A 22024-nucleotide genomic window follows, 5' to 3' on the forward strand; every position below is an offset into this window, starting at 1 on the left:
TTGTCATGGAATCAGGGCCTCAATTCGTTATTGTCTCCGGCGCGCTTGGCAGCGGGAAGACCACGCTGCTCGAGACTGTGCTTGCCAGTGAAGACGCCTCTGACACGGCCATTATCGTTAATGAAGCGGGCGAGATAAACATCGACGGAGCAGTGCTTTCCGAATCTGCGCGTGGTACGTCAATGACCACGCTAAGCAACGGCTGTGTTTGCTGTTCAATGACGAGTGACCTCGTCACGACCGTTCAGGACCTCGTTGAATTTCGCCGGGCTGCAGGTCAAGAAATTTTCTCTCGTATCGTGTTGGAATGCAGTGGCCTCTCGCGGCCAGGTCCAATCGTATCGTCGCTGCAGGAGCTTGCCGACCTCCGTCTCAGATTGCACCTGATAGCAACATATGACTGCAGTCGCCCAGCGATGGAGACAGGCGACTTCGAAGACGCTGTTGCGCAACTTGCTGGTGCCAATACCATCGTGCTCACTAAAGTCGACCTCATCTCGAGCGAGAAGCGCGACGAAGTATTGCAAGCAGTTACTGCCGTAAATCCGATGGCAGACATAGTCAACGAAATCTCGGCGACGGTTCGCGCGCGCGATGCGTTTCGACCGCCGAGCAATGGTGACACAGTCGTTCGCGACATCCACTGTGGCGTACCGGAGCGACGCCGGCTGCTTCATCCACGAATTCGCGTCTTTCGGGCAAAGGTCGACGAGCGATTGTCGTGGGACTCAGGTTTGGACTGGCTCGAGAATATTGCAGGGGCTCTCGGAGACCGGTTGCTGCGCATCAAGGCGATTGTTCCTGGAGAGAATCCCAACAACCGGATTCTCTTGCAAAGCGTCGGGACAACGTTTTCTGCGCCGCGGCGCTTAATCGCGGGCACGACAGCACCACTTGGAGCGGTCATCATTGCCAGAGACTGCGGACGACAGGAATTAGACGAGGTCGCAACAGACCACGCAGTGAGTTGGTTCGACTACCGGTAGTCGGAAGCAAGGCCAAAGCGGTTCAAGCAGAAGCATTCGTGGGAGGTGCGCGACGTGCGGTGCCGAAAAGCACGTCGCATCAACTCACCAATGCTGGCAAAACCTTGCTTCACAGACGGTACACGCGCTCGGCGTTGTAGTGGAAAAGCGCGGCACGCTCGGCCGGAGAAAAATCCGTTGTGATGGACTTGAACGCATTGAAGACTTCGTCGTAGCTGCTGAACAACTTGTCGACCGGAAAGTTGCTGGCGAACATGCATCGCTCGACACCGAACGCCTCAATCGCGTGCAGGACAAAAGGACGGATACTATCGACGGTCCATTTCCAGTCTCCCATTCCAAGCCCCGAGATTTTGCAGAAGACGTTTGGAGCAGAAGCGAGGAGTGTCATGCTTTCCTTCCACGCGTCCACTTCGTCCGGCAGTCTGTCCACCGGCATACCCGTGTGATTAAGCACGACCGCGGTGTCCGGGAAGTAGCGGGCGAGTGCAGTTGCTTCTTCCATCTGCGTGTAATACAGCTGCAAGTCAAACGACAAGTCGTATCGTTTGAGGAGCGCATATCCCGCGCGCCACTGAGGGTCGCTCATTAGGTGGGGACTGTCGATGAAAGTCTTAACGGGGTCGCGATGAAAGTTCAGGCATTGGCGAATCCCGCGTACGTTCGGAAACTCAAGATGCGCTTCAAGGACCTGTTGAACGTCCGGAGACGATAGGTCTGCGAATCCGACGATTCCATGCGGATAGCCATGCTTGTCTGCGACGCTCTGCAGCCAACGAGTTTCGGCGACGGGGTCGTTGTGGTCGTACTCCACTTGAAGGTGAACCGTTTTAACGACGTTCTGGTTCTTGATGTCTGCGAGGAAGTTCTCGATGAGATAGTCCTGACGGATGGCCGAATAGTCCCCGAAAACGCGTTCCAGCATAGGCCCTTGAAGCCACGGATAGTTGCCGGTCTTCAGGTCGTAAAGGTGATGATGCGGGTCGATGATTGGGAAATTGTCCATGGTGTCTCCAATTTCTTAGGGCGGAAGCTCGGAAGCCACCGCTTGCGTAGCGGCGCGCCGTACGAAAGGACTTAGTAGCTGCCGGCCGAGGGCGGATACACGCGCTTCACTGTCGCCTGGGCGCTCGGTTGGTCAATCGTTTCTTTCGTGACTAGCGGCTCTTTCAAAGCAAGTTCCTGAGTTGTGGGCTTCTTGTTCAGGGCGTTATGGACTTGGGTCGTCGCATCGATACCTTGACCAACCGCTTCTTGCAAGAAAATGCCTTGGATTGCACCGTCACGAAGCAGGCGAATAGTGGTCGGGCTACCATCTGCCGTAACGACGGCGACCTTTCCGGTGAGCCCCCGCGTCTGTAGCGCTTTTGCCGCACCCGTAGCGGCCTCGTCGTACATTCCGTAGATTGCCTTGACATCGGGATGCGCTGTAAGGATGTCATTCGCCTGGGAAACGGCTTCGTTCACGGTCAAGCCGTGCGTCTCAAGAACCTGAACAAGTTCGCAACCGTCCGCCGAGAAAGACTCCTTCGCGCCCTTCATGTACTTCTGTGCGTTTTCGCGGTCCTGCGGTAGCGACAGCATCGCAATTTTGTTGCCTCCGCGCTCCTTTGCGAGCTTGCATACGTAAGAACCCTGCGCCTTACCTGTCTCGTAGTTATTCGCCGTCACGGCCGACGTATAGTCGGTCTGACCGGGCCCCGGCCCAATCCCCGCAAACGCGATGGGGACGGACTTGTCCTTCAACAGCCGCAAGACAGGGGGTGTACTGGTCGAACTCACGGGTCCCATGACGATGGCTGTGACGCCGCGCGTGAGAGCCGTTTTGACGTTATCCATCTGTTTTGCCGGCGAATTCTCCGAAGTGAATTCAACATAGTCCATACCAAGTTCTTTGGCACGCTGCTTGACACCATACGCGACCCACTGCCAGTACGAAATATCCAAGGAAGGCGCGATGTATGCAACGGTCTGCTTGGCCTGAGAAAATGCTGACTGTGAAGTCGCGGCCGCGAGAGCTAGTGCGGTACATGTCAGCATTTTCACAAACGAGGTCCTGGATTTCACGAGATTAGTACGCGCGAAGCTAGTCATCACTGTCTCCTTCATGAGTTGTATTCAGCCGGATTTATCGCCGTGCCTTTGTGATGCGGTCGACAAGTACCGCGATGAGAATGACGACACCAGTTACGGTGCCTTGCCAGAAGCTGTTGACGCCAATCAGATTTGCACCGTTCTGAATTATCGTAATCATCAATGAGCCGAGAAGCGCGCCGATTGCAGAGCCCGTTCCACCGAAAAGACTCGCACCGCCAATCACAACGGCTGCAATTGCTTGCAGCATGAGGCTTGACCCAGCAGTCGCTTCTGCATTGCTGATATACGAGACGCTGACGATGCCCGCAAAGGATGCGAGCAGTCCCGAGAGCACGTACGCGGATAACCGGACGCGATTTACGGGAATGCCGATAACTCGCGCGGATGAACTGCTGCTGCCAATAGCGTAGAGCCAACGGCCAGCCACAACCTTGCGTAAGCAAAACTCAATAACGATGAGGAGCAAGGCGCACCACAATACGTAGTTGACTACGCCAGGAATGAGCGTTCCCGAATTAAGAAGCCAGTAGTTGGGGTCGTTGATAGGGAGCGAATGTCCGTCCGTGACGATGAACGAGAGGCTGCCGGCGATGGCATAAGTGCTCAATGTGACGACAAAGGGCGCAAGGCCAACATATGTCACAAGCGCCCCGTTGATGGACCCAATGACAATCCCAACCGCAAGGCCCGAAAAGCTGCTCGCAACAGCGCCCAACCCGTGCGACATCGCCAGTCCGGTCACCATGCCCGTCAATGAGAAAACCGAACCGACCGAGAGGTCTATGCCGCCGGTGATAATGACAAGAAGCACGCCCATTGCCATGATGACAAGTGGTGCTGCAGCCTGTGCAACGTTCGCGATGTTTCCTGCGGACAACGCGGCTGGGACCACCATGCCCACCGCCAGTTCAATTACAACGATGGCGATAGCGATGGCAATCTCTGTTCGGTACGTTGATAAAACTCGTCGAATACCGCCGCCAGGCTGACGCGCTTCGCTCGCGAGGGAGCGGGTTGCTATCTTCACGGTTGTCTCCTTGATTGATGTATTGGTGCCGAGGGCTTATGTGCTTTACGCTGCCATACCGGTGGCTTCTGCAAGATTGGTCTCGCTGATGTCCGCATGGCTCAAGACAACCGTGGGTCGGCCAGACAGGTCGAACGCGAGCACGCTGTCGCACAACTCGACGAGCTCGACATATTCGGTAGACCACCAGACAACCGCAGTTCCTTGCGCCGCGAGCTTTCGAACAAGGGCGTATATCTCGCGTTTTGTTCGTATGTCCACACCACGCGTGGGTTCCTCGAGGACAAGCAAATGTGGCTGAAGAGTCAGCCAGCGTGCGATGAGAATCTTTTGTTGAGTCCCCCCGCTCAGTGTGGATGGCAAATCCCAAAGCGAGCCTGCGCGAATCTTGAGTGCATCGAGAAGACTCTGCCCTTGCTCAATCTCATCCCTCTTTGCAATCCCTCGACGCTCGACGACTCGCCGCGCTGCCATCAAGTTGTCAATGATGGGAAGGGTTGCCAAGATACCTTTGTTTGAACGGTCGCCGGAGATGTAGCCCACGCCTGTGCGAGCTGCTGCTGAGGGGCTTGGATGCTTGAGCTGCACGCCTTTCTGGCGTACCTTCCAGCGAGACTTTCGAGCTTGCCCGGTCAGTGCTCCAATCAAGGTCAGGGGGCCGGTCGGCGCACCTGCCAGCCCGATAATTGCGCCCGCATGTATTTCTAGCTCCGTGTCATCCAAGGTCACATGGAATGATTGGGCCGCGGGATTTGCATCTGACGGACTGTTCCGTTCGCCGCTCACGTTTACTGCTTCTTCTGCCTGAGCCTGAGCTCGTTGGTCGGGCTCAGCAGTCTGCCCCATGAACTCGATGATTTCTTGGTCGGTGATGGAATCAAGCGACGCACGGTCAACAGCGGTCTTACCGTCTCGAATGATGGTGCAAACATCGGCGATTTGCCGAATCTCGCGCATTCGATGAGATACGAATAAGACCGCGAGGTTGGTCTCGGAAATTAACCGCCGGATGACGGAGAAAAGCCTTCCGGTTTCTGATGCTGTTAGATTGGCGGTCGGTTCATCAAGAAGCAGGAGCTTCGCACCTGACCGGAGTGAACGCGCGATTTCGACGAGCTGCCTTTCGTGGAGACTCAAGTCTCCTACAAGACGTTCCACCGACTGATGCGCGAAGTCTGGGTCAATTAGCGACAGTGCTTCTACTGCAAGCGTACGCGCTTCGCGTGCGCTCCATTTCCGCCAGGCTCGGTTTAAACGAGGCATGGCGATGTTCTCGGCCACAGTGAGATGCGGAAGTAATGCAAGCTCCTGATTTACGACCGCTATCTCGCCGGTATCGATGGGTGACACGGAGGAGCCACCTAGCTCGCGACCGGCGAACTCGAGAGTGCCGCTGTCCCGTTCGTGCAGACCGGAAATTATCTTGATGAAGGTCGATTTCCCAGCACCATTACCTCCGAGAAAGGCATGGACCTCGCCGGCGGTGATAGACAAGTCAAAGCCCTTCAGGACGTTGGTCGGTCCGAAGCTCTTTACGATTGAGTGAGCGAGCAACAGTGTTTGCTGTTCAGCCATGGATGTCTCCGTCGCAATAGGTGCAAGCGAGCGCGTCCGGCCGTGTGCCGGGACACCTACAGGGAAAATTGGGAACCTGAGTAAGCGGCCGACCGAAACCGATGATGCGGCGTCGCGCCGGTTGGCAGGCCTGGCTGGGCAGCGTCAGCCGCGCTCGAACACCATCGAGTACGAGCCATCCATAGTCAGCGTGAACCCAGAGATGATTCGCGTTGCCGAAGAGAAGAACGGATAATGCATGTGTGTCTCCTGCACGGTTGTTGCACCGCGCAATATTGATTATCGCGAGAGCAGCCTCGCAGGACGGACACGGGCGTTTGCATAGTTGTTTCGAATCCGTGCCGCCTGAGGTCAGGATGGCAGCGGGTACCGTATGAAGGCAATGCAGTTTCCTTCAACTGCGACTGAAAAAAATTTGACGATGCGCATTCCTCCTCTGAAATCCATCATCGCGTTCGAATGCATTGCTCGCACAAAGAGCGTCAATCGTGCTGCGGAGGAACTGGACCTGACGGCTTCCGCGGTCAGTCATCAACTGGGCAATCTTGAAGCGCTGATAGGGCAGCCCTTGTTCCAGAGGACGGGGCGCGGTCTCATATTGACGCCGACGGGAGAGCGCTATCTGTCAGATGTGACAGGTTCGCTGGCCGACCTCAGTCGAGCAACGGAGAGAGCATCAAGCCGTAAGGAAGTCGATATCTTGCGCGTGCATTCGAGCCCGAGCTTTGGACTCATGTGGCTACTGCCTCGTCTGTCTTCCTTTCAGGAAGCGAACGGTGACGTCCAGCTGAATGTTGCCTGTTCCTATGAAGATGTATCGTTCTCCAACGGCTACTTCGACATTGACATCCGCCACGGATACGGCGGCTGGAGTAACCTTGAAGTGAAGACAGTCCGGGGAGAGTTCATCGCACCTCTCGCGTCACCGAAATATTTGGAGCGCCATCCGGTAGCGACCCCCGAAGACCTTATCAACCATCGGCTCATCTACTCTGAAACGCCTCTTGTGCAATGGCGACAGTGGTTCGGGCGCAGCGGGATTCCGGGTCCGAGCAAGAGGTTTGATTTTTCGTTCGACCGCTCATATATGTCGATTGAAACGGCCGCGCTCGGCCTTGGCATCGCGTTAGAAAGCACCATGATGGCCTCTCAAAAGATTCGCGAGGGGGCGCTCGTTCAAGTCTTCGAGAATAGTCATTCGGTCGAGGTTGCAGCGCACCATCTCGTTTACCCAAGCCAAAACGCCGAGTTGCCCCGTGTTGCCAAGTTCCTCTCCTGGATTGAACAGGAAATCGAGCGAAGCGGACGGTAAACCTAGGGATTACACCGAGAATCTGAAAATTTCTCAGCTTCAGTTGAGGCAAACTGCGTTGATGCAGCGGTCGCCGACGGACAAACTTCGTCCTACACCTAGTTCATCAACGGAGACACTGCAATGTTGCTCGAGAATCAAGTCGTTGTTATCACGGGCGCGGCATCGGCACGCGGCATTGGCAAGGCCACAGCGAAGGCGATGGCGGCACAAGGCGCACGAGTGGCAATCCTCGACCTTAACAAGACCGATGCCGAGAGTGCGGCGCGGGACTTGGGCGAAGGGCACATCGGCTTGGCCTGCGACGTGACCGACAAAGAGGCCTGTATTGCCGCAGCAGATGCGGTCGCCGCCAAATACGGCCGTATTGACACGTTGGTGAACAATGCGGGAATCACGCAACCCATCAAGACGCTCGAGATTACTCGCGGAAACTTCGATGCAGTTGTCGGCGTAAGCCTTCTTGGCACGCTCTACATGTCGCAAGCGGTCATTCCGCACATGAAGAAGCAGCAGAGCGGCAGCATCGTTTGTATGTCATCAGTCTCTGCACAACGGGGTGGTGGCATCTTCGGCGGCCCGCATTACAGTGCCGCCAAAGCCGGCGTCCTCGGGCTCGCAAAAGCGATGGCTCGCGAGCTTGGCGCTGACCACATCCGTGTGAACTCGATAACTCCGGGTCTCATTCAAACCGATATCACCGGCGACAAGCTGACTCCTGATATGCGCGCAGACATTATCAAGGGCATTCCCCTTGGACGTCTCGGTGAAGCGAACGACATTGCGAACGCCTGCCTGTTCCTTGCTAGCAACCTCTCGACATATCTGACCGGTATCACCCTCGACGTAAATGGCGGCATGCTGATTCACTGACGCCGCACACCTGCGCGCATCAATGTGCGCGCATACGGCGCATGCGGCCCAGCCGTGGCGCCGCGCCCTTTCAAGTGGCATAAAAGCTTGAGGTCTAGCTCGTCGAGAACCGCTGAGCCTGGCTGATAGGAGACAATCCATGAAATCCAAATTAGCTGCGCCATCAATTGGCGCTGAGCTCACTGCGTCCAGCGACGCCACGAGCTTTGAAGCAAAGACCTACGCAAAGGTTGCTAAGCGACTGATTCCGTTTTTGATGCTCTGCTATCTCGGTGCATATCTTGACCGTGTTAATGTGGGCTTTGCAAAACTGCAGATGCTGAACGACCTGAAGTTTTCAGAAACCATTTACGGTATTGGTGCAGGCATCTTCTTTTTAGGGTATTTCATCTTTGAAGTGCCGAGCAATATCATTCTTCACAAGGTGGGCGCCCGCAACTGGCTCGCTCGCATTATGCTGACGTGGGCGTTGATTTCTGCGAGCTTTGTGTTCGTTAAGTCGCCTACGATGTTTTATATCCTCCGATTTCTCCTTGGTGTTGCTGAGGCTGGATTCGCACCTGGCGTGATTCTCTATCTCACGTACTGGTTTCCGGCAGCGCGTCGTGCAAAAGCCCTGTCAATGTTTTTCATGGCGATTCCCTTGGCTGGAATCGTGGGCGGTCCGCTTTCTGGCTGGATTATGCATGCCTTTCAGGGCGTCCATGGGCTTGCCGGCTGGAAGTGGCTTTTCATGCTGGAAGCGCTTCCTTCGCTCTTCCTTGGATTTGCAATCATTGCGTATCTGGATAATGGAATTGCGAGCGCGAAATGGCTCTCCGACGACGAGAAGGCTTTGCTTAAGCGGAATGTTGAAAACGACCGCACGCAGACGACAGAGCACGTGTCCATCCGTTCGTTCATTGGCGACCGCCGGCTTTGGTTGATGGCCGGGATTTACTTTTGTGTTGTACTGGGTCAGTACGGTTTGACTTTTTGGCTACCCACCATTATCCGCCGCACGGGCGTAGCGGACCCCCTTTGGGTCGGTATCTTGACGGCGATTCCTTATATTTGCGCCATCATCACTCTTCCCATCCTGGGCAGCAGCGCGGATAAGCGTCGCGAGCGTCGTCTGCACCTTGCTATTCCGATGTTGGTATCAGCCGCAGGCTTCGCGACCCTGCCGATGCTCGGAAGCGTCGGCGCATCGATTGTATGTGTGAGCGTGGCAGCGGCTGGGATTCTCGCATCGTCCTCGCTTTTTTGGGCACTTCCAACTGCTGTATTGGGCGGCATGTCTGCGGCGGCCGGTATTGCAGCAGTCAATTGCTTCGCCAATCTCGCGGGGTTCTTTTCACCCGCCATCGTCGGTTGGCTCAATGACCTTACCGGTAAGTCGACCGCAGGACTTATTTTTATCTCAACAGCTGTGGTGTTTGGCGCAGTGCTGGTCTTCTTCGTGCCGGCCAAAACCGTCAATCGTTGAACCCAAGTCTTTAAGGAGACAAACAAATGAGTACGCCTGTTATTGAGGATGTAAAGCTCGCCGAGCGCGCTTACCGCATCCGACGCAATGCCCTCTTGATGGGAGAAGTCCAAGGCCAAGGTTACATCGGCCAAGCACTGGATATTGCGGATGTGCTCGCGGTGTCGTACTTCGGTGCAATGAACTATCGTCCCGCCGACCCGGATTGGGAGGAGCGTGACCGGTTCCTCCTCTCCAATGGTCACTACGCCATTGCGCTCTATGCAGCACTGTTTGAGGCAGGAATTCTTCCTCAAGAGGAGCTCGAAACCTACGGAAGCGATGACAGCCGGCTGCCGATGTCGGGCATGGCGAGCTACACGCCGGGCATGGAGATGTCAGGGGGGTCGCTGGGACAGGGTCTGACCATTGCCGTAGGCCGTTGCCTTGGATTAAAGCGCAAAGGTTCGAAGTCGTTCGTCTACACGCTATTTTCAGACGGGGAACTTGACGAAGGTGCAATCTGGGAAGGGCTGTTGTCGGCAGCTCATTGGAAGCTCGACAACCTGATTGCAATGATTGACGTGAACAATCAGCAAGCCGACGGTCCTTCGACTCAGGTCATGGCGTTCGAACCGTTGGTGCCAAAGCTCGAAGCGTTCGGGTGGTATGTGCAACGTGTCGACGGCAACGATATCGATGCCGTGAAGGTTGCTTTCGACAACGCCCGCAATCTGAAGGAAGCGAAGCCTCGCATCATCGTGTGCGACACCAAAATGGGCTGCGGTGTTCCGTTCCTGGAGCAACGAGAGAAGAACCACTTCATTCGTGTCGATGCGCACGAATGGAAGCTGGCACTGGAAGCACTGGATGAGACTTTCGCAGGGAGAAAAGCATGAACTCGGTCGTTGACAAGAAGCCCCGCCTCAAAACTTCAGCGATGATTGCGTCCATTGCGGGCGAGGGTCAGGTTACCCGCTCAGCGCCGTTCGGACATGCGCTTGTTGAATTGGCCCGTACGAAGACGAACGTCATCGGCATGACGGCCGACCTCGGCAAGTACACGGACTTGCACATCTTCGCGAAGGAATTTCCTGAGCGTTACTACCAGATGGGCATGGCGGAACAACTGCTGATGGGGGCGGCTGCGGGCTTCGCTCACGAGGGCGCTCAGCCCTTTGTCACCACATACGCTGTGTTCGCAACCCGCCGTGCGTACGATTTCATCCACCAAACCATCGCAGAAGACGACTTGGACGTGAAAATCGTCTGTGCCTTGCCCGGCCTGACAACTGGCTATGGCCCTAGCCACCAAGCCGCGGAAGACTTGGCGCTTATGCGAGCCATGCCGAACATGACGGTTATCGACCCCTGCGACGCACTCGATATCGAACAGATGGTGCCAGCAATTGCTGCTCACAAGGGGCCAGTGTATGCGCGCCTGCTGCGCGGCAATGTTCCGGCTGTTCTGGACGAGTACAACTATCAGTTCGAACTCGGCAAGGCCAAGATGATTCGCGACGGTGCCGACGTACTCATCATCTCGTCTGGCATTATGACAATGCGTGCCCTCGAGACGGCCAAGGTGCTGGAAGCAGATAAGGTTGATGTTGCTGTCCTGCACGTACCGACCATCAAGCCACTCGATACGGAAACAATCATCCGCGAAGCCAAGCGCACTGGTCGCATGGTGGTCGTTGCCGAGAATCACACTGTCATCGGCGGCCTCGGCGAAGCGGTTGCAACAACGCTTTTGAGTGCCGGTGTTGCATGCACCTTCAAGCAAGTCGGTTTGCCCGACGCATTTCTCGATGCCGGAGCGCTTCCGACGCTTCATGACAGATATGGCATTTCCACAAGCGTGATGGCGAGCAACATTAAAGGTTGGCTTGCGTAAATAGCCTTTCACGACCGACAGCACGGACTTATTAGAACCTGAGAGAAGGCAATCCAATATTAGTGATTGCTCGACGTAGGTTTTTTTGTCGAGTTGACGTGGCTTGCCCGCCGGTTGTGCGGGCTTTTTTGTTCTCCGCGCAATGCCAAATCGTTTGGAACGCAAAAATCAAAGGCGGCATCAACACCGACTATTGTCGCCATTTATCGATTGCTCAATCGGGCGCCTATTAAGGAGCTAGCTCTGTCGCCACCAAAGGTCAAGGCCATTCCATGCTTTCTTGACCCGCTTGTATGCTGGCGTCAAACACTGGGTCAGAATGCGAACCTCTCGCTCGACTTTGCTGCGGACCTCGTCTCCGGCGCTGTCCCACAGTGCCAGCTCGCGCAAAGCACCGGTCGGTGATGCGACAAAATACGATGACACGGAAACTGAAATACAGACACCGTGTTCGTTGCGACAAGGCGAGCACATCCTCCAGGCGACATCCTCTTGTCCGCACCGCCCAACGCAAAGCGAGGAAGTCCTTAACATGAAGAAGGTGCACTCTTTCTTTTGCGGCCCGCCCGCTACTCTTACACGCATCGCCGAAGTTCTTCGGTTGATATGTCGTCGATATGCCGAATAGCGCTGGCAGCGTACTCCATGTCCTCCTCTCCAACGCCAGACGCATGGAAGTAGCTCCGCCAGTCCTCGACGACTTCCCACACTGAGCCAATCAGCATGTACGCCTCGTTCTCTGTGAGGCTGAAGGCATCGCAGCGGCTTACGGCGTTATCGAGCGTCGCCAGTCGGCCCTCATCACCGAGAACAAGATGCAGGTAACGCTCGGAGCCAATCATCGGGCGCGGCAGCACGTCGTATAGCGGGCTGAGTCGCCAGGAGCGTAGCGACGAGTCGTACAGGAATCCGTGATTCCGAAGATGGTCGTCGTCATTCGTCACGAAGATGTTGAAAATTATCCGTCGGTACAGTTCCACGAGGTCGAACCCGAGGACGCTTTGGTTACAGTATTCACGCATCACAGACCCAAGTCCGATGTATGACGCGCCGAGGGAGGAACGTTCGTCGCAGCCCAACAGCGTTAAGGCACTAATGAACGGAATTCGGTGCTCAATACCTAGGGACCTGTCATCAGCGGCGTCGTGCGTGCCTTGCCGCGGTGCCGCCTCGTTTTCGCGAAGCCAACTGCGGTCGAAGCGGTCAATCAGCATGACGGGATGACCGTTCACCGCAATCGCTTTGACGCGCGGGACACACAGCCCGATGTTTGCGGCCATATTCAGGGTGGCGGACTCAACCGCAGGCATGTTGAAGCGGTCGTTGGCGCAGGAAAACTTGGCGAGCATCAAGGTGTCGTCGTTATCTCGAACGCATGCCTTCGGTCGAGCTCCCCCCAAGGATGCGCCGCATTCGAAGATGGACGTGCAATGCTCCGGTACCGACCTGTGCTCTTCGATGCAGATAGCACCCTCAATCAGGTCCGGAAGGTCCTCAAGCCGACAAGCGCTTTCCACAAATCGGTCTTGATTGGTGGCTCGCACATCAATTGCGCCGACTCGCTGTCCGCCCGCGTGCAGGAGATACGCTGCCTCTGGCAGGCTGTTCTCGGCGGCGCCCAGCTTTGCTTCGATGACGCGGCGGCCCCACGCGTCCGGCGACGCATCCCGGAGGGCCCCAAACAACGAAAGCAAGCGGGAAGGGTGCAGCGGTTGCCCGGGTCGCGCTTTCGCTTTCTCGAACGACAAATCGGACGGGTCCAGCTCAAACGCATGCCGAGCATCGAAGTAGCTCGGCTCATATTCGAACGCCGAGTCGACACCACCGTCGCTGTATTCGGCCATCGAAAGCCGACCACATGGCCGCCAAGTACCGTCTACATTCGCAAAGACGGTGAGGTGAGAGGTAATGTCTTCCATGGCATCAATCTCGCGGTATCAGTCACCGGCCAGAGCTCGTGCGTACTTGATTGCGACGCGTAGGCCGTTGCCACGCCGCTGAAATTTGGCAAGTGTTTTGCCGTCAAGGCTTTCAAACGGATAAGTGAGCTCGAAATATCGGGCCCACGGGTCTTTCATCCCCATCATTGAGCGTGTCACGCGCGCAAGCCGCGATGCGGTACGGTCGGTCGGAATGAAGAGCAAGGGGAAGAAGCGGCGTCGGCCCACGACGACGGCGAAAACCGTTCCTTTGCGCAGCCGGCGAACAAGCTCGAATGGCGAGACCCCGGCGCGGCAGCAGAACTCAGACTTCGTCAGCAGCTCTCGGCGCACGAGCAGCCGCCTTGCTCGACGTACGGAGCGCATCTCGTCGCTCTCGTTCGTGTGCACAAGTCCGAAGTTCATAGAGCGGGGATTCATGGCGGACGCTCATTCCAACGTCGATAGCGCTTTGAAAACGGCATCGCACAAGTCGGTCACGCTCGGATGTTTTGATTTCAGCTTGAGCTTATGCTCAATGGCGGGAGCGTCGCCTGCAGGCGTCACGGTGGCCCGCAAGGTCCGGCCGTCAAGGTCGCACATGAGGTGTGCTTCAACTTCAGTCCCGGCTTGGCCAGCAGTGGCGCGTTCGACGATGATGACGACTGTTGCCGGCGACACCGCAATCTCGTACGGCATTTGGTAGCCTGGCGAGCGAACGGCTTTCAGAGCGCGCTTCCAAATCAGGACTCGCGGGTCGACTTCAACGGCGCATGAATACAAAGGCACGGCATTCGCTTTGTCCACGGGCCCCGTGGCGTCGTACACCTTGACAGCCGTGCGGCTGAATTCCGCCGTCCAGCCGCGAGCGAATCTCAGCAATTCACGATAGGTCTTATCGTCTTCGAGCAAGTTAAGCGGGACTTGGTCTAAAAGAGCGCCGCACTGATGCGTGAGCAGGTCGAAGCGTAACGTGGCTGGGGCGGGCACAAGAATCTGCGCGACCTTCCAGAGGCGCTTCAAATTGAAACGAGAATCACAGAAGAGCGCCGGATACACCCTGTGACCATCGACGTCGAGCGCGAACACATGGCCTTTCTCGACCATCTTGGATAGGCGCTTTTCGCTTACGCTCAAACGTGACCGAAAGACCTCCTCGGACAATAACTTGCCGTATGAAAGCATGTCCCGATAGCGCTGGGCCTGCTTCGCACGGACGACTTTCAGGTCGATGGTTCGACCTGTCCGAGCGGACTCTACGAGCGTATGCTCCAAGCTTTCCGCATTCGAAACCAGTAGTATCACCACTCGCTCGAGGGACGATTCGTCAGTCGCCTCGTTGAACCCCTCCGACCTCTCATCAACCCGTTGATGAAAACGGCGAACGACGTGGCCGTCAGGCCGACGTTGTCGCTCGTGTAGCCACGGCCCGGGCGGAATGAGAACTTCGCGCACCATGTCGTGTTCATCCGCTCCGCAATGGTTCTGTAGGCATAGGACGGTGGCCCCGCCTGGTGCTTGACGCAAACGACTCATCAATTCTCTGACGTTCATAGCGCAACTCGTATTATTTCCGGTGCCCGAGCATTCATAGCCAAGGAGGCTGCTCCTTCGGTAGCATCAGGCGTCGCAATAGCGGATGCGGGCGAAGAGATACCCATTACCAGCCGAGCGACGCTTGTAATCGCGTCAGCGTCCAGTCTGTCTCGACCCTAGACGTCCAAGGGTTCCGCCACGGCGGACGACTGCGCGCACCATGTCGCACTCGCCGGCATCACGACTTGCTTGCCGCACTAGCACCGCTGCCCCCGGCGATGCTTCGCGCAGTTGGGGTAGAAGGTCTTCGATGCTCATAGCTTGTGCATCTCCTCCAAAAGGTGTCGCAGTTGCGCTAAAGCGTCTGGCGTGGACAGGCCATACATGGGGTCGCACTGCACAAGATGGCTTTGGCACCAAAGAGGCCAACCGTGGACGTCATCGTCCAACGCGAGCCAAGCCCTGGGCTTGCGGCGGATGACGTCTGCCCAGACTTGCTGACCGCGCGATGCCCACTCGAAGTCAGCGCGATTCATGCCGCTGTGGAACGTCGCACCCACGACCCGTGCGGCGAGAGATGGTCCTAGTCTGGCAGCAACGCGCCTCACAGACCCTCGGTAGCGCAGCACCCAACTCGTCGAGAGGACGAGCCGGACCTCGGGATACGGAGTAAGCTCGCGCTCAAGTAGTGCGGCATGCTCGAACAGACTATGACCGGGGCAGTTCATCAGAAACGGGCCGGTACGAGGACGCCAATAAACGTCGGATGGGTGTACGCAGCCGTCATAGTCGGCGTAGACAATCCGTCCTCCAACATGGCGCGGAGGAGGTGCCCCGACGCCTGGCCCTAGCTGATTTGGCGAACACTCGTACACACCGAGCCTCAGATATCTACGTCAAGTTGCGGGCCACAGTCCGAGTTCCCGCATGCAAATGAGGCGGTGCGTTGCCGCGCCCTTTCACGCAGGTCACACGAGGACGTTGGCCGTCGAGTCGAAACCATTTCAAGCTCCGCTTTCCCGCCACGAGTGAACCGGTCTTGGTGGCAATGCTTCGGTGCCAGACAGCGCGGTCGCAATTCCTCGCGCGACTAAGTCGAGGACCGTGGTAGCAAATCGCGGGTAGTCGGCCAATTGCCCTGAGGCGATTGTCTTGTCGCTCTCCATCAGTTCGATTAAGTATGAGCCGTAGGCGGCGTCCCCTCCGACATTGATGATGCGCGCCTCGGCGAGGGTCTTTCGCCCTTCATCAAAGCCCTGAGGAAGAAGTTCAACGGTTACCAGGAGCATGGAGTCCTCCGCGCGGGTGCAAAGTTCAATCCACCATCGCAATGCGGGGTGGCGTGCTTGCGAGCGATTCGCTGACGCTACCTTGAACGATGTCGACGATGACCATCGGCAAGTCAAGCTCGTCATCGTCGCCTTGATTCGTCCCAGGGCTCATGCTCGAAGAGGGGCGAGCGTCATCTGCGGGATTCTTGGTAGACGCTTGTCCTATCATCGCCTGAAGACACATGTTCAACGCCCGCCGGTAGATGCGGTCCGAGATGGTCAACAGGTCGTAATTCGAACATGGGGGCTCGTCTGGCAAGGCGTTAGGTTGGAACCAGTCAAAGAGGGCTAGCACTCGGTCGATGTCGTCCAATGACACTCGAGCACCACGTAGGCAGACATGAACCGCGTCCGGGTTCTCATAATCGAGTGGCCCCAGCCTTACACCGATGTGGGTTGCGACCGCACAGCAGGAGAGGAGGATGGAGTCGCGGGCGTTCATCGCACATGCTACCGGTGTAATGGCGCGCGAAAGTGTCCGCAGTAGTGAGCGTGCTCGCAGTAGAAAGATGGACGCCATCTGGGGACGCTGATTGGCGACGAGGCGATACGTCATCGTGTCAGCCTCCGGTCGGAGGCCTCCGTGGACACGAGCTGCAGCCCTCGGATGCGGCTTCTTACGCAGGATTGAATCTCTCGCTCTTGATGATGAGAATCCTCGTCTTCGTGCGCAGTTTGAGCGGGAGGCATTGACCACAAGGTTGGGAGGGCTGCCGCCGACAGGGCGATGTCGCTGTCTTGCGGGAAATGGCGAAGGACGTTCAGCGCGACAGTACGAACCAGCGCCCAGAGTGGCGCTTCCTCCGCGTCGAGCAGAGTCTGCAGAAGCATTCGCGCGTCGATGAGCGACTTAGTCCGCTCTTTGGGTTGGGTCATTGCAGTGCTCCCGCGCCGTTGATGGAAGAGGGGAGCTCCGGCAGGTATTCATTGGTCACATCAGAAATCTGTTCAATACCATGCCGGCGACACCAGTTCAGGAGGAGATACTGCGAATCAAGTGTCACACCGGGCGGTCCGACGAGCTGGTACGACCGGCCGGTGGAGGTAAGCCCTTGCATTGCGCGCCGGTCAAACGCGGTTATGGCCGAGCTAATGCGTGCTGAGGCGATGTCGGGTCTGAAGCCTAGGAAATGGTGCTCGCCGCGCTCTGGCTCGGTCTGAATAACGGCCCAGGCGATTAGCAGGATTTCGGGTTCGATTCCAACGGGAGCTGTGGACCAGATGGGCATCATGGTCTCCGCTAATGACCGGCCATGCTCGAGCCGTGCGTGAACGACGGCGCTTGGAAGCAGGGCCGGAAGGCGGGACGGGCTCGCTATCGTTCGACTTTTAGATGCCCGATGATGAGATATCTATCTCACAGGATAGACGGGCTGACGAGGCCGTCAAGGCTCGATTTCATGTTAGACGATTGCCTTGTCGGCTGTCTTCAGAATGTCGGTGAAGTCACAGTACCGCTCCAGAGAGTGCGACCGCACGATGAACAGGAGCTGTAAAGCCAAGGAAAGCGGAATTGTTCCTGTCATCACGTGGTTCTCGAGCACCTGTTCCGTGATGCTCGTTCCGAGCTTAGCTAGTTGGTCTGTAAGCAAAGCAAGGTCAGTGATACCACCCTCTCGGAGCTCAACAAGGACGACATCGCGGGCGCGCGTTGGCCAATCGGTTCCTGTAGACAAGCTCGTACGCCAGAGCTCAGGTACGGTAGCCGACATGAGCGAAAGGATGTGCAGCAGCGAGCTCAGTCGGAGGCTACCTCGATTGATGCGCAGGACTAAGCTGCGCTCAGTCTCGTCAACTCCATCGCTTGCGAGCAGTTGTACAAGCGATGAATAGGTGTGCTCCTTCCGCGCCATCGCAACACGCACGACGCGACAGGCGAGCCGCGCCCACGGAGAGTCCGCTTCGCTCACGTGAAATCCTTTTGCATTTTGAAGAGCGACGAGCTATTTTAAAGATGAGATAAACATCTCATCTCGCAGCTGGCCGGCAAAAGTCGAACAACCGCAACCTCTACGGCCGCTTCACTCGTACTCGGACATTTTACGTGATTCGAGACGGTCGTCTTGCCCTCAAGCGGGGGTGCGCTATGGTAGCTCGGAGCGTGCTTTATTTAACGGTAGAAGGCGTGTTGTTTCCACTCGCCGGAAATCCCGCCAGCCAGCAGCTAAAGAGGGGCTTCCCCTGACGCACACCTGCATCGGCTCGGCGATTTACTCCAACCCATGAATGATGTGCAAGTCGTGCTCAGCTCAAGCTGGGTTGCTCAGCATGGCTATCGCACGGTGCTCGGCATCCTTCCATGTGCGCTCTCCTCTCGAGTGGTGGGAGCAACGGCGCCTGGAAACAAACTCCTGAGGACGGGCTTACGGGAAGAGGCCCCATCGCGTCGCGACCTGCTTGAGCGGGACTATTTTAGACGCGAGCCCGACCCGGTCTTAGTTGTTGATTGCGACGCTCGGTACGTCCCGATGCAGTTGCGGGAGCGAGCGCTCATCGTCAAACACGGGCTTTGGTGCGCTGAAAACGGCACGTGGACCGCTATCTCAGAGCGATTCAAGTCGTTGAATTAACTGGGGATACCGGCGAGGGGGAAATAAGGTGCGGAAATGCTGTTGACGTGCGCTCACCCATCGGGGCATAATCCGATGCCAAGACGCAGTTATCGCAAGATAGATAGCATCATAGCTGGAAAGTTTTAGACTCTCAAGCGAAATTTGAGAGTGCGTCTTGCCCGCTTTAGAAATGTTGCATGCAAATCGGCGAAAAGCCTTACCCAGTAAGGGTCTGGGCCGCGCGCGAGCAGATTCTAACGAGTTGCTCGCAAATTTTAGAAATGGCGATTTTAGGTTGTTGTATGGGCGGAAGATGCGGCGGACAACGACCGCTCATCGCCTTCCCGACATGGTTTTGGCGTCATGACGTCGGCATCATCTAAAACGTTTTCCGCGCCAACTCGTCCGCCTCGCAACCGACAGCGCTTTTGTCGGGAAAACGAGGAAGTTGGTTTGACCTATTTGAAGAGGACACGAACAAGCTAGAGAACGCGTACCCCTGAAAATGAGAACGGCCCGTACGGCTGCAACCGTACAGGCCGAATGGCGTACCCCTTTCGAGGCACCCCACGCTTTCGCGCGCGAAGGGTCTCATAAAGGGGGCGCAGAGTCAAGTGCAGTTTGTATGCGCTTGATATCAATGGAGAATGAGACCCCATGAACCACAGCACCCACGCTGATTCGCGGTTCCACGCCCAGCCGAAGTGTCAGCAGCGCCCGGCGCTGCTGACCTCGGCTGACAGAACCTCTTCATCCCAGTCCGAGCCGTCAGCAATCACGCGCGGCACGCGAACGGTTTGCGCCGACTTTTGGCCGGCCGTCACATACCCCCAACAGGTTTTCGTTGACCACGGTAACGGGTCTCATAGGCTCGCCGTTATCGTCGACGCGCTGTTAGCCGACCTGCTGCGCTCCGACGTCGACACCAAAGCCTTCGAGGCGCTTCTGCCTCCTGAGGCCAACGTTTCGCGGTCAACGGCGTGAAGCGTAAATTAGGATTGCGACCTACTCGACAGCGAACGCTCATCGAGTCACTTACTCGCGCCCGTTTGATTGACTTATCTCGTCACGAGCACACGACGCGATGCACAGCGAGCGCAGACCGCCTTAAAAGTTGTGCGCAGATTCTTGATAAATCGACCCCTACCTAGGGAGGGAAGCAACGCTATGGTCGAAACAAGCTTTTCCGACGTTGAAGAGCTCACTAGCGACAGTAGGCAAGCATTGGTGAATTCGGTTCAAGGTGAGCTCTTAGAGCGCTCGCCATACGAGCTTGCCAATGCCAGCCCTCTGGCAACGAAAGCGCGCTACTTCAACCTCACGTCCGAGCTGCCAGAAATCATTGAGGTGCCGTCTTCCGAATGGGTGACAAAGCAACTGCAGAATCGATGCGCACCTAAGGACCCGACTCTTTGGAGCGCAAGTCCGAACGCCAAAATTGCAGCCCTAGCCGCGTTTGCTGACGGATTCTCGGTGATAGACGAGCACTACCAGTTCGCAATCGCTGTCACCGCCGCAGTCGCAGAGCATGCAAGGTTGAAGCGGTCGAATCCTAGATACGAGCGCCTTCTGTACGCGCTACCCCTAGTACTAAACAAGGCTCAACAGCTACCGGCACGACGAGACTACAGCCTTCTGGACGGCCGTAGCTTCGTTTTGCGAGGCGTGAAGCACACTGGTCGAGCTGCTTTCCTTCGAAGGCTCTGCTCGATGTACGGGCCTCCGTTCTCAGTCGAGCCGAACCTGCCTGACTCGCCTCCAACTCTCTGGTATTTCCCGACTCTGACCGTCAAGCTGGAAGAGTGCCGGTCCGTCGACGATGTCATCAGGTCCATGAGGCAAACCTTCATTGCCGAGTTGAAGGACCCAACAGAGTCGACCAAGGGTGTGTTCCGCGCGCTGGAGCGCCGAGATGCGCACAATGCCGCGATTGCGGCGTGCATATTGTTGAACGTCGGACTGTTCGTCTTGGATGGTGCTGATGTTGAACATCTAGGCGACGATTTCGAAAGCATCCTTTCGTTCGCTTTGAAACTCAAGTCCTACGGAATACCAGTTTTACTGTCCTGCACGGAGGCCTTCCACCGGCGAGCGTCACTGAGCCCGTCGAGGGTCGTCAAAGCACTTGGCGGGAGCGTCACAACCCTTCGCCCCTTCGGACCGCCAGAAGAGCTTCAGAACGACCTCCTACCCAAGGACGCCACCGACGTGTCGGCCGACGGAGACGAGGACGACGAAGCTGCGATGGGCGAGTGGGTGTCCCTGTGTCTTTTCTTCTGGTTACAAGGTCTCTTCGGCGAGAAGCGTCCGATGCCGAAGGACTTACCAAAATGGACCTATGCCATTTGCCTCGGTCGTGTTTCATGGCTCGCGACCGGATTCAAAACACTTCACGAGCAGCTCATCTGGTACCCAGAGGCGAATATTGACGAGCGATTCGTGACCGAAATCTTCGAGGAGCAACTCGCTCATAGTGAAGACGTTCGCTACGCCCTTCGCATGTCTCAGACGGAGCAGAGGCTGAACGAGTACGACTTCATCCGATTCATGGACCACTTTCCCGCCAATGCAGCAGAGCAGTTCAAGCTCCCTCAAACGCTGTCTGTTGCTCCCAAGTCCCGTGCGCGCCGCTGAACTGCCTCTCATTATTCTTCCTGCTTTCCCCGACGGCGAGCTGGTCAACCCGTACCTCCGGCGAGTGAGCAACATGCACGAGAACCGGTCCTTGGCTCAACTCTGCCGTAAGTTGCTTGCTCGGAAGACGGGGCTTGACGGGATGCCCAGTTGCCTCGGGGAGTTTCACTCGTCGATAGGTCACCTGTATTGCGGCGTCGAAACGCTTCTGGGGCGGCACACACATCTCGAGTACTACTGCCGCGGACTTCCCCCGAATCGCCTCGGCGAGCAGCGAGCACGAGTCTTAGGGAAGCTGCCGGGACCCGTGAGACTGTGTCGACTGCCCGTTCTGTTCACGCCGTCGGAAGGTGAGTACCTCGTTTGCCCCGATTGCCGTGAAGCGGCCTCAAAGCAGTATCCGTTCGAGTACCTGCATCGAAATCATGTGGCGCCGTTCGTTACGGTTTGTGGATTACACGGCCGTCCGTTGGAAACACCGGGCACGCAAGGTCTGCTCTTCGACCAACTCTGTCGGTCTTCTCCGACTCGGCATCAGCTGCTTCGGGCGATTGAGTTCGCCAATCGTACAGCGGACTGCATCGATGATGGGCTCGCGGGAGTGTCCTATCGGAAAGACCACGTGAAGCGCGCCTTGGCAGAATCGGGTTGGATTGCGGAGAGCGGGCGAATGCATGTCGCTCCTCTCATTGATGCGTTCCGGCTGTATTTTGTTTCGTCGTTCGCAGACGACCGGCTGTCGCTGCTTCTAAATTCTCACGACCACGTAGAGAACGCCCTTAGAGCAATGTTGCGAGATGACCATGCGCTTCATCCTGTGTGGTGCATTTTGCTCGCG

At 56.8% G+C, this 22024-nt stretch carries 21 protein-coding genes; 8 read left to right on the top strand and 13 right to left on the bottom strand.

Going from position 1 to position 22024, the window contains the following annotated elements; all coding sequences use genetic code 11:
- The first annotated feature begins 5 nt into the window (after positions 1-5).
- Positions 6-986, top strand: a complete 981-nt coding sequence (locus tag VOM14_RS18910; RefSeq protein WP_327630257.1) for a CobW family GTP-binding protein — start codon at positions 6-8, stop codon at positions 984-986.
- A 109-nt stretch (positions 987-1095) separates the two neighbouring features.
- Here the strand turns inward: VOM14_RS18910 and VOM14_RS18915 are convergent, their stop codons facing one another.
- The 4 genes from VOM14_RS18915 to VOM14_RS18930 form a co-directional block, all read right to left on the bottom strand.
- Complete coding sequence (locus tag VOM14_RS18915) at positions 1096-1992, bottom strand: amidohydrolase family protein (protein ID WP_327630258.1); 897 nt, start codon at positions 1990-1992, stop codon at positions 1096-1098.
- Between the two features lie 71 nt (positions 1993-2063).
- A complete protein-coding gene (locus tag VOM14_RS18920) occupies positions 2064-3080 on the bottom strand; it encodes a substrate-binding domain-containing protein (RefSeq protein ID WP_327630259.1) in 1017 nt (338 codons plus the stop codon).
- A 34-nt stretch (positions 3081-3114) separates the two neighbouring features.
- Positions 3115-4110, bottom strand: a complete 996-nt coding sequence (locus tag VOM14_RS18925) for an ABC transporter permease (protein WP_327630260.1) — start codon at positions 4108-4110, stop codon at positions 3115-3117.
- Between the two features lie 45 nt (positions 4111-4155).
- Entirely contained in the window at positions 4156-5685 is a 1530-nt protein-coding gene (locus VOM14_RS18930; RefSeq protein ID WP_327630261.1) for a sugar ABC transporter ATP-binding protein, read from the bottom strand.
- A 421-nt stretch (positions 5686-6106) separates the two neighbouring features.
- On the opposite strand from VOM14_RS18930, the gene VOM14_RS18935 reads away from it, so the two are divergent.
- The 5 genes from VOM14_RS18935 (at position 6107) to VOM14_RS18955 (ending at position 11214) form a co-directional block, all read left to right on the top strand.
- A complete protein-coding gene (locus tag VOM14_RS18935) occupies positions 6107-6997 on the top strand; it encodes a LysR substrate-binding domain-containing protein (protein WP_327630309.1) in 891 nt (296 codons plus the stop codon).
- Between the two features lie 123 nt (positions 6998-7120).
- Positions 7121-7870: an SDR family NAD(P)-dependent oxidoreductase gene (locus VOM14_RS18940; protein ID WP_327630262.1), complete on the top strand. Its 750-nt coding sequence runs from the start codon at positions 7121-7123 to the stop codon at positions 7868-7870.
- Between the two features lie 139 nt (positions 7871-8009).
- Positions 8010-9338, top strand: coding sequence for an MFS transporter (locus tag VOM14_RS18945; protein ID WP_327630263.1), 1329 nt, complete (start codon positions 8010-8012; stop codon positions 9336-9338).
- A gap of 26 nt (positions 9339-9364) precedes the next feature.
- Positions 9365-10216 carry a transketolase gene (locus tag VOM14_RS18950; protein WP_327630264.1) on the top strand — a complete coding sequence of 284 codons (852 nt, stop codon included), beginning with the start codon at positions 9365-9367 and terminating at the stop codon, positions 10214-10216.
- The gene (locus VOM14_RS18955; RefSeq protein WP_327630265.1) at positions 10213-11214 is read left to right on the top strand and encodes a transketolase family protein; all 1002 of its coding nucleotides are present in this window, start codon (positions 10213-10215) and stop codon (positions 11212-11214) included. The genes VOM14_RS18950 and VOM14_RS18955 overlap by 4 nt, the downstream gene beginning before the upstream one ends.
- Positions 11215-11789: 575 nt before the next feature.
- Here the strand turns inward: VOM14_RS18955 and VOM14_RS18960 are convergent.
- The 9 genes from VOM14_RS18960 to VOM14_RS19000 all read right to left on the bottom strand — a co-directional run bounded on the left by VOM14_RS18960 (position 11790) and on the right by VOM14_RS19000 (position 17910).
- Complete coding sequence (locus VOM14_RS18960; RefSeq protein ID WP_327630266.1) at positions 11790-13133, bottom strand: type II toxin-antitoxin system HipA family toxin; 1344 nt, start codon at positions 13131-13133, stop codon at positions 11790-11792.
- Positions 13134-13151: 18 nt separating this feature from the next.
- Positions 13152-13574, bottom strand: coding sequence for a hypothetical protein (locus tag VOM14_RS18965; protein ID WP_327630267.1), 423 nt, complete (start codon positions 13572-13574; stop codon positions 13152-13154).
- A 9-nt stretch (positions 13575-13583) separates the two neighbouring features.
- Positions 13584-14687, bottom strand: coding sequence for a hypothetical protein (locus VOM14_RS18970; RefSeq protein WP_327630268.1), 1104 nt, complete (start codon positions 14685-14687; stop codon positions 13584-13586).
- A gap of 296 nt (positions 14688-14983) precedes the next feature.
- On the bottom strand, positions 14984-15544 hold the full coding sequence (locus VOM14_RS18975) for an HAD domain-containing protein (RefSeq protein ID WP_327630269.1): 561 nt from the start codon (positions 15542-15544) through the stop codon (positions 14984-14986).
- A gap of 129 nt (positions 15545-15673) precedes the next feature.
- Complete coding sequence (locus tag VOM14_RS18980) at positions 15674-15958, bottom strand: hypothetical protein (protein WP_327630270.1); 285 nt, start codon at positions 15956-15958, stop codon at positions 15674-15676.
- Between the two features lie 25 nt (positions 15959-15983).
- Positions 15984-16313: a hypothetical protein gene (locus VOM14_RS18985; protein WP_327630271.1), complete on the bottom strand. Its 330-nt coding sequence runs from the start codon at positions 16311-16313 to the stop codon at positions 15984-15986.
- 239 nt (positions 16314-16552) lie between these two features.
- Complete coding sequence (locus tag VOM14_RS18990) at positions 16553-16876, bottom strand: BPSL0761 family protein (RefSeq protein ID WP_327630272.1); 324 nt, start codon at positions 16874-16876, stop codon at positions 16553-16555.
- Positions 16873-17232 carry a hypothetical protein gene (locus tag VOM14_RS18995; protein ID WP_327630273.1) on the bottom strand — a complete coding sequence of 120 codons (360 nt, stop codon included), beginning with the start codon at positions 17230-17232 and terminating at the stop codon, positions 16873-16875. The genes VOM14_RS18990 and VOM14_RS18995 overlap by 4 nt, the downstream gene beginning before the upstream one ends.
- A gap of 171 nt (positions 17233-17403) precedes the next feature.
- The gene (locus VOM14_RS19000; RefSeq protein ID WP_327630274.1) at positions 17404-17910 is read right to left on the bottom strand and encodes a DUF6471 domain-containing protein; all 507 of its coding nucleotides are present in this window, start codon (positions 17908-17910) and stop codon (positions 17404-17406) included.
- A 1299-nt stretch (positions 17911-19209) separates the two neighbouring features.
- On the opposite strand from VOM14_RS19000, the gene VOM14_RS19005 reads away from it, so the two are divergent.
- Positions 19210-19536, top strand: a complete 327-nt coding sequence (locus VOM14_RS19005; RefSeq protein ID WP_327630275.1) for a hypothetical protein — start codon at positions 19210-19212, stop codon at positions 19534-19536.
- Positions 19537-19719: 183 nt separating this feature from the next.
- The gene (locus VOM14_RS19010) at positions 19720-21186 is read left to right on the top strand and encodes a hypothetical protein (protein WP_327630276.1); all 1467 of its coding nucleotides are present in this window, start codon (positions 19720-19722) and stop codon (positions 21184-21186) included.
- The last annotated feature ends 838 nt before the right edge of the window (positions 21187-22024 follow it).

The organism is Paraburkholderia sp. MPAMCS5, from assembly GCF_036016995.1.
Lineage (GTDB): Bacteria > Pseudomonadota > Gammaproteobacteria > Burkholderiales > Burkholderiaceae > Paraburkholderia.

Coding starts and splice junctions, on each gene's coding strand:
- VOM14_RS18965 (WP_327630267.1), bottom strand. CDS start 13,574: ATGAATCCCCGCTCTATGAACTTCGGACTTGTGCACACGAACGAGAGC.
- VOM14_RS18920 (WP_327630259.1), bottom strand. CDS start 3,080: ATGACTAGCTTCGCGCGTACTAATCTCGTGAAATCCAGGACCTCGTTT.
- VOM14_RS18995 (WP_327630273.1), bottom strand. CDS start 17,232: ATGATGCCCATCTGGTCCACAGCTCCCGTTGGAATCGAACCCGAAATC.
- VOM14_RS18970 (WP_327630268.1), bottom strand. CDS start 14,687: ATGAACGTCAGAGAATTGATGAGTCGTTTGCGTCAAGCACCAGGCGGG.
- VOM14_RS18935 (WP_327630309.1), top strand. CDS start 6,107: ATGCGCATTCCTCCTCTGAAATCCATCATCGCGTTCGAATGCATTGCT.
- VOM14_RS18980 (WP_327630270.1), bottom strand. CDS start 15,958: ATGCTCCTGGTAACCGTTGAACTTCTTCCTCAGGGCTTTGATGAAGGG.
- VOM14_RS19005 (WP_327630275.1), top strand. CDS start 19,210: ATGAACCACAGCACCCACGCTGATTCGCGGTTCCACGCCCAGCCGAAG.
- VOM14_RS18915 (WP_327630258.1), bottom strand. CDS start 1,992: ATGGACAATTTCCCAATCATCGACCCGCATCATCACCTTTACGACCTG.
- VOM14_RS18950 (WP_327630264.1), top strand. CDS start 9,365: ATGAGTACGCCTGTTATTGAGGATGTAAAGCTCGCCGAGCGCGCTTAC.
- VOM14_RS19010 (WP_327630276.1), top strand. CDS start 19,720: ATGGTCGAAACAAGCTTTTCCGACGTTGAAGAGCTCACTAGCGACAGT.
- VOM14_RS18990 (WP_327630272.1), bottom strand. CDS start 16,876: ATGACCCAACCCAAAGAGCGGACTAAGTCGCTCATCGACGCGCGAATG.
- VOM14_RS18940 (WP_327630262.1), top strand. CDS start 7,121: ATGTTGCTCGAGAATCAAGTCGTTGTTATCACGGGCGCGGCATCGGCA.
- VOM14_RS18945 (WP_327630263.1), top strand. CDS start 8,010: ATGAAATCCAAATTAGCTGCGCCATCAATTGGCGCTGAGCTCACTGCG.
- VOM14_RS18955 (WP_327630265.1), top strand. CDS start 10,213: ATGAACTCGGTCGTTGACAAGAAGCCCCGCCTCAAAACTTCAGCGATG.
- VOM14_RS18910 (WP_327630257.1), top strand. CDS start 6: ATGGAATCAGGGCCTCAATTCGTTATTGTCTCCGGCGCGCTTGGCAGC.
- VOM14_RS18930 (WP_327630261.1), bottom strand. CDS start 5,685: ATGGCTGAACAGCAAACACTGTTGCTCGCTCACTCAATCGTAAAGAGC.
- VOM14_RS18960 (WP_327630266.1), bottom strand. CDS start 13,133: ATGGAAGACATTACCTCTCACCTCACCGTCTTTGCGAATGTAGACGGT.